Annotated in this window: 12 protein-coding genes; all 12 read left to right on the forward strand. The window is 71.6% G+C overall.

The window, feature by feature from the left end:
* Position 1 precedes the first annotated feature (1 nt).
* The 12 genes from murD to DEJ01_RS11575 all read left to right on the forward strand — a co-directional run bounded on the left by murD (position 2) and on the right by DEJ01_RS11575 (position 12069).
* The gene (gene murD / locus DEJ01_RS11520; RefSeq protein ID WP_111023104.1) at positions 2-1537 is read left to right on the forward strand and encodes a UDP-N-acetylmuramoyl-L-alanine--D-glutamate ligase; all 1536 of its coding nucleotides are present in this window, start codon (positions 2-4) and stop codon (positions 1535-1537) included.
* Positions 1500-2765: a putative lipid II flippase FtsW gene (gene ftsW / locus DEJ01_RS11525; RefSeq protein ID WP_110864618.1), complete on the forward strand. Its 1266-nt coding sequence runs from the start codon at positions 1500-1502 to the stop codon at positions 2763-2765. The genes murD and ftsW overlap by 38 nt, the downstream gene beginning before the upstream one ends.
* Positions 2762-3859 (forward strand): undecaprenyldiphospho-muramoylpentapeptide beta-N-acetylglucosaminyltransferase, encoded by a 1098-nt coding sequence (gene murG / locus DEJ01_RS11530; protein ID WP_071405419.1) that lies wholly within the window; start codon positions 2762-2764, stop codon positions 3857-3859. The genes ftsW and murG overlap by 4 nt, the downstream gene beginning before the upstream one ends.
* Complete coding sequence (gene murC / locus DEJ01_RS11535; protein ID WP_111093040.1) at positions 3856-5277, forward strand: UDP-N-acetylmuramate--L-alanine ligase; 1422 nt, start codon at positions 3856-3858, stop codon at positions 5275-5277. Before murG ends, murC begins: the two co-directional genes overlap by 4 nt.
* Complete coding sequence (locus tag DEJ01_RS11540) at positions 5274-6560, forward strand: FtsQ-type POTRA domain-containing protein (protein ID WP_111093041.1); 1287 nt, start codon at positions 5274-5276, stop codon at positions 6558-6560. Before murC ends, DEJ01_RS11540 begins: the two co-directional genes overlap by 4 nt.
* Positions 6561-6706: 146 nt before the next feature.
* On the forward strand, positions 6707-7867 hold the full coding sequence (gene ftsZ / locus DEJ01_RS11545) for a cell division protein FtsZ (RefSeq protein ID WP_027465251.1): 1161 nt from the start codon (positions 6707-6709) through the stop codon (positions 7865-7867).
* 7 nt (positions 7868-7874) lie between these two features.
* Complete coding sequence (locus tag DEJ01_RS11550; RefSeq protein WP_111093042.1) at positions 7875-8597, forward strand: YggS family pyridoxal phosphate-dependent enzyme; 723 nt, start codon at positions 7875-7877, stop codon at positions 8595-8597.
* 41 nt (positions 8598-8638) lie between these two features.
* Positions 8639-9223, forward strand: coding sequence for a cell division protein SepF (locus tag DEJ01_RS11555; RefSeq protein WP_071405422.1), 585 nt, complete (start codon positions 8639-8641; stop codon positions 9221-9223).
* Positions 9224-9291: 68 nt separating this feature from the next.
* A complete protein-coding gene (locus DEJ01_RS11560) occupies positions 9292-9588 on the forward strand; it encodes a YggT family protein (RefSeq protein ID WP_084741074.1) in 297 nt (98 codons plus the stop codon).
* A gap of 185 nt (positions 9589-9773) precedes the next feature.
* A complete protein-coding gene (locus tag DEJ01_RS11565; protein ID WP_071405424.1) occupies positions 9774-10454 on the forward strand; it encodes a DivIVA domain-containing protein in 681 nt (226 codons plus the stop codon).
* Between the two features lie 2 nt (positions 10455-10456).
* Complete coding sequence (lspA, locus tag DEJ01_RS11570) at positions 10457-11143, forward strand: signal peptidase II (RefSeq protein WP_254066176.1); 687 nt, start codon at positions 10457-10459, stop codon at positions 11141-11143.
* Positions 11140-12069, forward strand: coding sequence for an RluA family pseudouridine synthase (locus DEJ01_RS11575; RefSeq protein WP_111093043.1), 930 nt, complete (start codon positions 11140-11142; stop codon positions 12067-12069). Before lspA ends, DEJ01_RS11575 begins: the two co-directional genes overlap by 4 nt.
* Positions 12070-13029: the final 960 nt, after the last annotated feature.

The following is a 13029-nucleotide window of genomic DNA, read 5'->3' on the forward strand; positions in this document are numbered from 1 at the left end:
GGTGTCCTCGCCGTCCCGCCTCCAGTCCCTCGACAGCTGGTACTCCGAGGGGTGGAAGGGGCTCAACGTCGCCGTCCTCGGCCTCGGTGCCACCGGGTTCTCGGTCGCCGACACGCTCGTGGAGCTCGGCAGCGAGGTGACGGTCTACTCGTCCGACGCCCCCGCCGACAGCGTCGAGCTGCTCGACGTGATCGGTGCCCGGTTCCTGCAGACGCCGCTCGACACCGTGCCGGACGCCCTCGTGCAGCAGGCACCCGACGTGGTCATCGTGTCGCCGGGGCTGCCCCCGCACAACGCCACCGTGCAGTGGTCGGTGACGAACAGCACCGTCTGGGGCGACATCGAGCTCGCCTGGCGCGTGCGCGACAAGGTCGTCCGCGGCCCGGTCGCGGCCCCCTGGATCACGATCACGGGCACGAACGGCAAGACGACGACGACACAGCTCACGACCGCGATGTACGAGGCCGGCGGCCTGCGCGCCGTCGCGTGCGGGAACATCGGCGTGCCGGTGCTCGACGTCGTCCGCGACCCGGTCGGCTACGACGTGCTCGTCGTCGAGCTCTCGAGCCACCAGCTGCACTACGCGGCGACCTCCGGTGACGGCGCCGTGGTGCCGCTCGCGAGCGCCTGCCTGAACATCGCCGACGACCACCTGGAGTGGCACGGCTCCGCCGAGGCGTACCGCGCGGCGAAGGCCAAGGTCTACGAGCGCACCGTGATGGCGTGCGTCTACAACACCTCGGACGAGGCCACCCGGCAGATGGTGCAGGAGGCCGACGTGGTGGAGGGCTGCCGTGCGGTCGGCTTCACCCCCGGCGTCCCCGCTCCCGGTGACGTCGGCATCGTCGAGGACGTCCTGTGCGACAGGGCCTTCAACGAGGACCGCCGCAACAGCGCGCTCGAGCTGTCGACCATCGCCGACCTCGAGGCCGCCGGGCTCGCCAGCCCGCACATGACCATGAACGTCCTGGCCGCCGCTGCCCTGGCCCGTGCCGGCACCGTCCAGCCGAGCGCCATCCAGTCGGCCGTCCGGGCGTTCCGCGCCGACCACCACCGCACCGAGCTCGTCGCCCAGGCGGACGGCATCACCTGGGTCGACGACTCCAAGGCCACGAACCCGCACGCCGCCACCGCGTCGCTCGCGTCGTTCGACACCGTCGTGTGGATCGTCGGCGGTCTGTTCAAGGGCGTCGACGTCGACGGGCTGGTCGAGCGCTTCGGCCCCGGCGTCCGCGCCGTCGTGGTCATCGGCACCGACCGGACCCCGGTCCTCGAGGCATTCGCGCGACACGCGTCCACGGTCCCGGTGCTCCAGGTGGAGACGACGGACACTGATCAGGTCATGCGCGAGGCGGTCCGGCATGCCGCATCGGTCGCGAGGCCGGGCGACACCGTCCTCCTCGCCCCGGCGGCTGCGTCGTTCGACCAGTTCGGCTCCTACGCCGACCGGGGGCAGCGTTTCGCGGCCGCGGTCAACGAGCACCTGGGAGGAGAAGTCGATGGCGACGACACCGACGGATCTTCCGAACAGCCGTAACGGCCGGACCGCGACGACCCCACGACGGACGAACGGCGCGATCGTCGCCGTCAAGAACGTCTTCGTCGCGGAGTCCAGCACCTTCTACACGATCCTCGGCGTCACGCTGTTCCTCGTCGTCTTCGGCGTCGTGATGGTGCTGTCCTCGTCGAGCGTCGAGGAGTACGCGGCGACCCACGACTTCTTCGGGGCGGCGTCACGCCAGGGCCTGTACGCCGTGCTCGGCGTGCCGCTCATGCTCATCGCCAGCCGGGTCCCGACCCGGATCTGGCGGAAGTGGGCGATGCGGCTGCTCGGTGCGGCGCTCGTCCTGCAGCTGCTCGTGTTCACCCCGCTCGGCATCGACATCCAGGGCAACCGGAACTGGATCGAACTCGGGTCGTTCACCGCGCAGCCGTCCGAGGTGGTGAAGCTCGGGCTGGTGCTCGGCATCGGCGCCATCATCTACGTCAAGCGGGACAAGCTCGACGACTGGAAAGAGGTGTTCATCCCGATCGGGATCGCCTCGATGCTCTCGCTCGGGCTCGTCGTCCTCGGCGGTGACCAGGGCACCGCGATGGTCATGCTCATCCTGGTGTTCGGCGCGCTGTACATCGGCGGCGTCCGCGCCCGGCACCTGCTCGTCGGCCTCGGTGCGTTCGCCGTGATGCTGCCGTTCGTGACGATGGCCTCGGCCTCGCGCTCGACCCGCATCAGCGCCTGGCTGTCCGGATGCACTGACACCAGCCAGTACCAGGACATCTGCTGGCAGCCCGTGCACGGCATGTGGGCGCTCGCGTCCGGCGGCGTGTTCGGCGTCGGCCTCGGCAACTCCAAGGCGAAGTGGTCGTGGCTGCCCGAGGCGGACAACGACTACATCTTCGCGATCATCGGCGAGGAGCTCGGCCTGATCGGCGCCGTCGTGGTGCTCAGCCTGTTCGTGGTGCTCGCCGTCGGCATGATCAAGATCATCCGGCAGTCCCGCGACCCCTTCGTGAAGACGGTCACCGGTGGCATCCTCGCGTGGATCATCGGCCAGGCGCTCATCAACATCGCCGTCGTGCTCGGCCTGCTGCCCGTCCTCGGTGTGCCCCTGCCACTCATCTCGGCCGGTGGTTCGGCCCTCATCATGACCCTGGTGGCGATCGGCGTCGTGCTCTCCTTCGCCCGTGACCTGCCCGGCAAGAACGACCCCGGCCTGACGAACGCCCCACTCGGCCGGACCTCCACGAACGGATCACTGCGGTGAGCAAGTACCTCTTCGCCGGCGGCGGCACTGCCGGCCACGTCAACCCCCTGCTCGCGGTCGCCGACCGACTGACCGAGCGGGAGCCGGGCGCCGAGGTGCTCGTGCTGGGCACCGCCGAGGGCCTGGAGTCCCGTCTCGTCCCGATGCGCGGCTACGAGCTGCTGACGATCCCGCGCCTGCCGTTCCCGCGGAAGCTGAACGGCGCGGCCCTGCGCTTCCCGCAGCGCTTCGCGGCGGCGGTCAAGCGGACCGAGCAGATCATCCGCGACCACGAGATCGAGGTGGTCCTCGGCGTCGGTGGCTACGCCGCCGCTCCGGCGTACATCGCCGCCCGCCGCACCGGCACCCCGATCGTCGTGCACGAGCAGAACGCGAAGCCCGGGCTGGCGAACCGCCTCGCCGCGTTCCTCACCGAGCACGTCGGCCTCACCTTCTCGAACACCCGCCTGCGTCACGGCCGCGTCGTCGGCATGCCGCTCCGTCGCGAGATCGAGTCGCTCGACCGCCGTGCCGTCCGGGCCGAGGGGCTCGCCGAGTTCGGGCTCGACCCGGACCGGCCCGTGCTGCTCGTGACCGGTGGCTCCTCGGGCGCACGGAGCATCAACCGGACGATCAACAAGTCCGCCGCCGCGATCGTCGGAGCCGGCTGGCAGGTCCTGCACGTCGTGGGCGCCGCGTCGGACATCGGCCCGAGCGACCTCGACGGCTACCACGTGCTGCCCTACTGCGACCGGATGGACCTGGCGTACGCGGCGAGCGACTTCGTCGTGTCGCGCTCCGGTGCCGGGATGGTGTGCGAGCTGACCGCCGTCGGGCTGCCGAGCGTGCTCGTGCCGTACCCGGTGGGCAACGGTGAGCAGCGCCACAACGCGAAGGACGTCGTCGACGCCGGGGGAGCCGTCCTGGTGGCCGACGGGGAATTCGACCAGGACTGGGTGACGTTCCAGCTGCTGAGCATCCTGCAGGACCGCTCCCGCATCGCGGACATGACCGTGCGGGCGGGCAGTGTCGGCCACCGCGACGGCGCCGACCGGATGACCGACCTGGTCCTCGACGCCGCGAAGCAGGCCCCCAGCACCACGGAGGAACGATGACCATCAAGCCGGACCTGACCCAGCCGATCCCGGACGACCTGGGCACGGTGCACTTCGTCGGTATCGGCGGCGCGGGGATGAGCGGGATCGCACGGATGTTCCTCGCCGCCGGGCACCGCGTCACGGGCAGCGACTCCCGCGAGACGGAGACGACCGGCACGATGCGCGACCTCGGCGCGACCGTGCACATCGGTCACGACGCCGCGAACGTCGGCGAGGCCGACACCATCGTCGTCACGAGCGCCCTCTGGCCCGACAACCCCGAACTCCTCGAGGCGCAGCGCCGCGGTCTGCCGGTGCTGCACCGCTCGCAGGCCCTCGCCGCCCTGATCGCCGAGCACCGCCTGGTCGCGGTCGCTGGTGCGCACGGCAAGACCACCTCGACCGGCATGATCGTCACCGCGATGGTCGAGCTCGGTCTCGACCCGAGCTTCGTCAACGGCGGCGTCATCCAGTCCCTCGGCACGAGTTCGGCCCCGGGGTCCAGCGACCTGTTCGTGGTCGAGGCCGACGAGTCCGACGGCTCGTTCCTGCTCTACGACGTCGCCGTGGCACTGATCACCAACGTCGACGCCGACCACCTGGACCACTACGGCAGCGAGGAGGCCTTCACCGAGGCCTTCGTCGAGTTCGCCGCGAAGGCGAGCGAGCGCGTCGTCATCTCGAGCGACGACGCCGGTGCGAAGACGGTCACCGCCGGCATCCGCCAGTGCGCCGACGCCCCCGAGATCGTCACGTTCGGCGAGGCCGTCGACGCGGTCGTCCGCATCGAGGGCATCACCGAGTCGGCGGGCGTCGAGGTCGACTTCCGCGCCGGTGGCGAGGCGTACCACCTGACCCTCCGCGTGCCCGGCCGCCACAACGCGATCAACGCCGTCGGCGCCTTCGCGGTCCTGACCGGCCTCGGCGTCGCCCCGGCCGACGCGGTCCGCGGGCTCGAGGCGTTCGGCGGCACCCAGCGCCGCTTCGAGCTGCACGGCGTCGAGCGCGGCGTCTCGGTCTACGACGACTACGCGCACCACCCGACCGAGGTCGCCGCGGCGCTCAAGGCCGCTCGCAACGTCGTCGGTGACGGTCGCATCATCGCGATCCACCAGCCGCACCTGTACTCGCGCACCCGCCTGATGGCCGGCGACTTCGCCAAGGTGTACGAGGAGCTCGCCGACCACACGGTCGTGCTCGACGTCTACGGCGCCCGCGAGGACCCGGAGCCCGGCGTGACCGGTGCCCTGGTGCAGGAGCGCTTCGCCGACCAGTCGCGCGTCGAGTTCCTGCCCGACTGGGACGAAGCGGCGGCCCGCGCGGCCGCGGTCGCCCGTGACGGCGACATCATCATGACGCTCAGCTGCGGCGACGTGTACCGGATCATCCCGCAGGTGCTCGGCGCCCTGGGCACCGACGGAGCGTCGTCCCGGTGAAGCGCCCCGAGGGGTTCGACGAGGGGGACGCCCGCAGGGACGCCCCGGCCGAGGCCGCGGAAGCGCCCCGGCAGCGTCGTGGTCCCTCGAAGCCGCGGCTGCCGTTCCGCGGACGCGTCGCCGACGACCAGGAGGCCCGTCCCGCGTCCGCCCCGGACGCCCCGGTCGACCAGACGGTCGCCGACACCGCCGAGCCCACCCCCGCGGACCGGCCCGCCGCCGACACGTCGGGTCCGCACCGGGACCGCGTCGGCGCGTTCGCCGGCGCGGCCGGACGCCGGTTCGGCGCCGGGCTCTCCACCGTCGCCGACCGCCTGCGCGAGTACACCCCGAACGAGGACCACCGGGACCCGGAGGCCGACCGTCGCGACGCGGAACGCCGAGCGGCCTCGAGCGGTGGAGCCGACCGCGACGCGACCGTGACCGACGTGCTCGACGCGGGCAGTGCCTCCCGGACCGACCAGCACACCGAGGCGCCCATCGGGGCGCGGGTGCGCGCTGCCGAGACCGCCCGCGAGGCGCGCATCGCGAAGCGACGCCGCCGGCTGCTCGAGCGTGCCGAGGTCCGCCGGTTCACCCGGCGCAGCCGGCACCGCCGCGCCGCGTGGATCACGGCGGCGAGCGTCGTCCTGGTGCTCGGGGTCTCGATCCTCGTCGCGGTGTTCTCCCCGCTGATGGCGCTCCGCACGATCGAGGTCAAGGGCACGAACCGCGTCGACGAGTCCGCGCTGCGCCAGGCGCTGTCCGACCAGATCGGCACGCCCCTGGCCCGGCTCGACTTCGACGCGATCAAGCGGGACGTCGCCGGGTTCCCGCTCATCGAGAGCTACGTGACCGAAGAGGCCCCGCCGCACACGCTCGTCGTCACGGTGACCGAGCGCACGCCGGTGGTCGCGGTGCGCTCCGGCAGCACCTTCGACCTCGTCGACCCCGCGGGCATCGTCGTGCAGTCGTCGCCGAAGCGTCCGGCGACGATGCCGCTCGCCGACATCGCCCGTGCGCGCCTGGGGTCCTCGAGCTTCCGCACGATGACCGAGGTCGTGCTGGCGCTGCCCTCGACGGTCCGGTCCCAGGTGACGCGCGTCGCCGGGTCGACGGCCGACGACGTCACCCTGACGCTCAAGGACGGCTCGACCGTCGTGTGGGGGAGCCCGGACGACTCGGTCGCGAAGGCCGAACTGCTCGCCGCGCTGGTCAAGGACCACGCGGCACGGAACCCCGGCGTCGTCGTCGAGTACGACGTCTCGGCACCGGACAACGGCGTGATCCGCGCCAAGGACTGAATTGCCGGACCTGATCGGCGACACGCGGCGTGGCGGGGCGACACTGCGCCGAACGCACCCGTAGCGTCGGAGCCAGCACCACATCTACCAGCATTGCCCCTGAACTTCAAGTAGAGGTTGAGGGTTCTACCGGAGGCCTGACTGACGTGACCACGAACCACAACTACCTCGCCGTCATCAAGGTCGTCGGTGTCGGCGGCGGCGGCGTCAACGCCGTCAACCGCATGATCGAGCTCGGTCTCCGTGGGGTCGAGTTCATCGCGATCAACACCGACGCCCAGGCGCTGCTGCTCAGCGACGCCGACGTCAAGCTCGACGTCGGCCGCGAGATCACCCGCGGCCTCGGTGCCGGCGCGGACCCCGAGGTCGGCCGTCGTGCCGCCGAGGACCACGCCGAGGAGATCGAAGAGGCCCTGGCCGGCGCCGACATGGTGTTCGTCACCGCGGGCGAGGGTGGCGGCACCGGCACCGGTGGCGCACCGGTCGTCGCGCGCATCGCGAAGTCCATCGGCGCACTGACCATCGGTGTCGTCACGAAGCCCTTCAGCTTCGAGGGCAAGCGCCGTCAGTCGCAGGCCGAGAACGGCGTCGCGGGCCTCAAGGACGAGGTGGACACGCTCATCGTCGTCCCGAACGACCGCCTGCTCGAGATCAGCGACCGCGGCATCTCCATGGTCGAGGCGTTCGCCACGGCCGACCAGGTCCTCCTGGCCGGTGTGCAGGGCATCACCGACCTCATCACGACCCCGGGCCTGATCAACCTCGACTTCGCCGACGTCAAGAGCGTCATGCAGGGTGCGGGTTCGGCGCTCATGGGCATCGGCTCGTCGCGCGGCGCCGACCGTGCGATCAAGGCGGCCGAGCTCGCCGTCGCGTCGCCGCTGCTCGAGGCCTCGATCGACGGTGCGCACGGCGTGCTGCTGTCGATCCAGGGTGGCTCGAACCTCGGCATCTTCGAGATCAACGACGCCGCGCGACTGGTGCAGGAAGCCGTGCACCCCGAGGCGAACATCATCTTCGGTGCGGTCATCGACGACACCCTGGGCGACGAGGTCCGCGTGACCGTCATCGCCGCGGGCTTCGACGGCGGCGAGCCGGCGCAGCAGCAGAAGGAACGTCGCTCGAGCTACGTCGACCCGGAGTCGAGCGCAGCGGCGCCCGTCGCCGCCTCGACCGGCGCGATCGAGGACTCCACCACGTCGAGCCCGTCCTGGGCCTCGCAGGAACACCAGCCGCCGGTGCAGCGCGCCGCCGACCCGGCGTTCGACGACGACGACGAGCTCGACGTCCCCGACTTCCTGAAGTAACCCACCCTTGGTAGCCGACACGCGCCTCCAGGCCTCGTCTCACGACGACGGACTGGAGGCGCGCGTTGCGTCCGTCCGGAGCGGCATCGCCGACGCGGCGCGCCCCGCAGGGCGTTCGCCCGACGAGCTCACGCTCGTCGTCGTCACGAAGTACCACCCGGCGTCGCTCGTGCGCGAGCTCGCCGCACTCGGCGTGACGGACGTGGGGGAGAACCGCCACCAGGAAGCGCAGGCGAAGGCCGCCGAACTGGCGGACCTCGGCCTGACCTGGCACTTCGTCGGGCAGCTGCAGTCGAAGAAGGCCCGGCAGGCCCGGCGGTACGCCCACGTCGTGCAGTCGCTCGACCGTGGCTCCGTCGTCGACGCGTTCGCCCCGACCGAGGCCGAGCCGGAGCCGTCGGTCATCGACGGCTTCGTGCAGGTCAACCTCACCGACGACCCCGGCCGTGGCGGGGTGCAGCCGGACGACGTCGAGGCGATGGTGACCCGTGTGCTGGCCACCGGGACCATCCGACTGCGGGGTGTGATGGCGGTCGCGCCCCTGAACGAGGAGCCCCGAGCCGCCTTCGCCCGACTCCGCTCGATCTCCGAACGGGTCGTGTCGCTCGAGCCCGGCGCCACCGACATCTCGGCCGGCATGAGCGGGGACTACGCCGAGGCGATCCTCGAGGGCGCGACACACCTGCGGATCGGCACCGCAATCACGGGAAACCGGCCGCCCGCACCCTAGCCTCGTTGCAGGGCACCACGAGCACGAACCCCGGAGGAACCATGGCCAACCCGCTGAAGAAGACGATGGTCTACCTCGGCCTCGCCGATGAGGAACTCGACTACGAGGACGAGCAGCAGGCCGAGCCCGCGCGCCAGCAGGCAGCCCCTGCTCGCCAGGCCGCAGCGGCTGCTCCAGCGCCCGCCGAACCGCAGGAAGCCCCTGCCGCGGCAGCAGCCCCGGCGGCCGCTCCCGCAGCGGCGCCGGCTCCCACCAAGACGCACACCCACCAGCGCGGCGCCCAGGTCACTCCGCTCCGCCGCTCGCACACGACCGCACAGAAGGCGACCCCGGTCCAGGAAATGAACGAGATCCTCACCGTCCACCCGCGCGAGTACAAGGACGCCCAGTCCATCGCCGAGAGCTTCCGCGACGGCATCCCCGTCATCATCAACCTCTCGCAGATGACCGAGGGTGACGCCCGACGCATGATCGACTTCGCCTCCGGGCTGTCGCTCGGCCTGTTCGGCAAGATCGAGCGCGTCACGAACAAGGTCTTCCTCCTGTCGCCGGCCCACGTCGCAGTGAGCGGTGAGCCCGCTGAGGTAGAGTCCGACATCGAGGCGAACTTCTTCGCCCAGTCCTGAGCCGTACCCGGCACACCCGCCCCTGAGCGTCGTCTGACGACGCTCGCCCGAGACGAGCGAGCCCCATCGTGTCCGTGATCCTAGGGATCATCTCCCTCGCGTTGCTCCTGTACTTCTTCGTGATGTGGGGGCGCTTCGCGCTCGACCTCGTGCAGAGCTTCAACCGTTCCTGGCGGCCGCGCGGGGGCATGCTCGTGGTGTCCGAGTTCGTCTACACGGTCACGGATCCGCCCATCCGAGCGGTGCGACGGGTCCTCCCGCCGCTCCGACTCGGGCCGGTGGCGCTCGACTTCGGCTGGACGATCGTGATGCTCGTCGTCATCATCGCCCGGTTCGTCGTCGCCGCTCTGGCACGCGGTATCTGAGCGGACTCCCGTCCGCGACACGCGCCACGCCCGGCGCAGGTCACGGTTCCGCCCCATCGTCGGTGTACGGTGGTCGGGATCGATGCCCGCTCCGGTGGCGCATCCGCACCGCACGGTACGACTGGTAGATTCGGTCGCACCGCACGCGGTTCCACACGTTCAGCAGTTCTATTGAGGTGACGGCAATGGCTTTGACGCCGGAAGACGTAGTCAACAAGCGGTTCCAGCCGACGAAGTTCCGCGAGGGCTACGACCAGGACGAGGTCGACGACTTCCTCGACGAGGTCGTGGTCGAGCTCCGTCGCCTGACCGCGGAGAACGACGAGCTCCGCCAGCGCCTGCAGGCGGCTGAGTCGGCCCCGCAGCCGGCGCAGGCCGAGCAGCCCGCTCCCGCGGCCGAGCCGGAGCCCACCCCGGCCCCGGTCGAGGCAGCACCGGAGCCCGCTCCGGTCGCCGCGGCGGCACCGGCCACGACGGTCCCCGCCGACGAGGACACCGAGGGCACCACGAACCTCCTGACCCTGGCGCGTCGTCTCCACGAGGAGCACGTCCGCGAGGGCATCGAGAAGCGCGACGCGCTCATCGCCGAGGGCACGGCCCAGGCGGCTCGCCTGGTCTCCGAGGCCGAGGCGAAGCAGCGCCAGATCATCGCCGACACCGAGAACACGAACCGTCAGCGTGTCGCGGTGCTCGAGCAGGAGCAGCGCCAGCTCGAGGGCAAGATCGACGAGCTCCGGACCTTCGAGCGCGACTACCGTGCGCAGCTCAAGAGCTACATCCAGGGGCAGCTCTCCGAGCTCGACACCTCGGGCGAGCAGTCCGGTCTCACCCCGGCGCCGGCTTCGGCGCAGGGCTTCGGCAACTGACGTTGTCGCGACCAGCATCACGAGCGAAGGTCAGTGTCCGCGCGATCGCGGCACTGGCCTTCGCCGCTGTCGTGGTGGTGGCGTTCGACCAGGTCGCCAAGACGCTGGTCGTCGCGAACCTGCCCTACGGCACTCCCGTCCCGGTCCTCGGCGGGGCGTTGCAGTTCCTGTACGTCCGGAACCCGGGGGCCGCGTTCTCGTTCGCGGTGAACATGACCTGGGTGTTCTCGGTCATCTCGGCCGCGGTCGTCGTCGCGATCATCGTGTACTCGCGTCGCATCCGGTCGATGTGGTGGGCCATCGTGCTCGGCATGCTGCTCGGCGGCGCGCTGGGCAACCTGCTCGACCGGCTCTTCCGTGAGCCGGGCTTCGGTCGTGGCCACGTCGTCGACTTCATCTCGACGCCGTGGATGATGCCGGCGATCTACAACGTCGCCGACTCCTTCATCTGCATCAGCATGGTGGTCTTCGTGCTGCTGGTGATCCTCGGGGTGAACCTCGACGGCACCCGCACGCTCTCGGCCAAGCGCCAGGCGCAGCTCGACGCGGCGCAGCCGGTCGACGCGGCGCAGCCCCTCGACGGTGGGGCCGCGTTCTCGTCGGCTGATGCGGCTCTCGACGAGCCGACCCGCGCCTCCAGGCCGGAGGACCGCGACCGTCGCGACACGCTGGGCCACGACGCCACGTGAGCGAATCGCGTTCTCTTCCCGTGCCCGACGGGCTCGCCGGTGAGCGCGTCGACGCCGCCATCGCGAAGCTCCTCGGCTTCAGCCGGTCGTTCGCGGCCGACGTCGTCGCGGCCGGTGGCGTCCGCGTCGACGGCGTCCCCGTCGACAAGTCGGACCGGCTGCACGCCGACTCCTGGCTCGAGGTCGAGTGGACCCCGAAGGAGCCGCCGCGCATCGTGCCGGCGGCCGTGCCGGGCATGACGATCGTGCACGACGACGAGGACATCGTCGTCGTTGACAAGCCCGTCGGTGTCGCTGCGCACCCCTCGCCGGGGTGGGACGGTCCGACCGTGCCCGGGGGCCTCGCCGCCGCCGGGTTCACGATCGCGACGTCGGGTGCCGCCGAACGTGCCGGGATCGTGCACCGCCTCGACGTCGGGACCTCGGGCCTGATGGTCGTCGCGAAGACCGAGCTGGCGTACACGCACCTGAAGCGGGCGTTCAAGGAGCGCACGGTCGAGAAGGTCTACCACGCACTCGCGCAGGGCCACCCCGACCCGACCTCGGGCACGATCGACGCCCCCATCGGGCGGCACCCGTCGAGCGACTGGAAGTTCGCGGTCACGTCGGAGGGCAAGCCGAGCGTCACCCACTACGAGACGCTCGAGGCCTTCCGCGCCGCCACCCTGCTCGAGGTGCACCTGGAGACCGGGCGCACCCACCAGATCCGGGTGCACATGGCTGCCACACGCCACCCGCTCGTCGGGGACACGATGTACGGCGCCGACCCGGTGCTGGCGACCGAGCTCGGGCTGACGCGCCAGTGGCTCGACGCCGTCCGGCTCGGCTTCGACCACCCCCGCACGGGCGAGTGGGTGTCCTTCGAGGCGCAGTACCCGGACGACCTGCAGGCAGCGCTGGAGCAGATCCGGAGTGCGTCGCTCTGACGCGCCCGGGAGCTTGCGCCGAGTGGTCGCGAACTGTCGGCTGGGAGGCCGTCAGACGACGCTTTCTGCGCCCGCGGCGGAGCGCGTGCGGCGTGTCCTGCCGTCTCGGCGGGGCGCCTCGCGCGTGTCGTGACGCGGTTCCAGTCTGGAGGCGCGCTGCGGCCCCGCGCCGAGCCTCCCGTCCGGCACGCCCGGGCCGTTGCGCCGAGAGGTCACGAACTGTCGGCTGCGGCGCCGCCAGGCGACGCTTTGTGTGCCCTCGGCGGAGCGCGTGCGGCGTGTCCTGCTCTCTCGGCGGCGCGCCCCGCGCGTGTGGCGACCCGGAGCCGGCCTGGAGGCGCGGTGCGGGTCCGCCACGAGCCTCCCGTCCGCCGTGCCCGGGCCGTTGCGCCGAGGGGTCACGAACTGTCGGCTGCGGCGCCGCCAGGCGACGCTTTGTGTGCCCGCGGGGGAGCGCGTGCGGCGTGTCCTGCTCTCTCGGCGGGGCGCCCCGCGCGTGTCCAGACCGACGCGCCCGGGTGCCTGCGCCGAGGGGACATGAACTGTCGGCTGCGGCGCCGCCAGGCGACGCTTTCTGCGCCCTCGGCGGGGCGCCCCGCGGGGGTCGCGACCCGGTGCCGGTCTGGAGGCGCGCTGCGCGCCCGCCCCGAGCCTCCCGTCCGACGCGCCCGGGCGCCTGCGCCGAGGGGTCATGAACTGTCGGCTGGGGCGCCGCCGGGCGACGCTTTCTGCCCCCGCGAGGGAGTGGGTGCGGCGTGTCCTGCCCCTTCAGCGGGCGCCCCGCGCGCGTCGCGACCCGATGCCGGCCTGGAGGCACGGTGCGGCCCCGCCCCGCGCCTCCTGTCCACCCCGACGCGCGCGGGAATGTGGGCGGCCGCGGTTAGGCTGTTCCCACCCCGCAGCACACCGTACGAACCGGAGGTTCCGTGTCGGATTCCGACTCCTTCGTCCACCTGCACG

Origin of the sequence: Curtobacterium sp. MCLR17_040, from assembly GCF_003234735.1 — a bacterium.
In the GTDB taxonomy this organism is placed as follows: domain Bacteria; phylum Actinomycetota; class Actinomycetes; order Actinomycetales; family Microbacteriaceae; genus Curtobacterium; species Curtobacterium flaccumfaciens.

Coding starts and splice junctions, on each gene's coding strand:
- DEJ01_RS11555 (WP_071405422.1), top strand. CDS start 8,639: ATGGCCAACCCGCTGAAGAAGACGATGGTCTACCTCGGCCTCGCCGAT.
- ftsW (WP_110864618.1), top strand. CDS start 1,500: ATGGCGACGACACCGACGGATCTTCCGAACAGCCGTAACGGCCGGACC.
- DEJ01_RS11565 (WP_071405424.1), top strand. CDS start 9,774: ATGGCTTTGACGCCGGAAGACGTAGTCAACAAGCGGTTCCAGCCGACG.
- murC (WP_111093040.1), top strand. CDS start 3,856: ATGACCATCAAGCCGGACCTGACCCAGCCGATCCCGGACGACCTGGGC.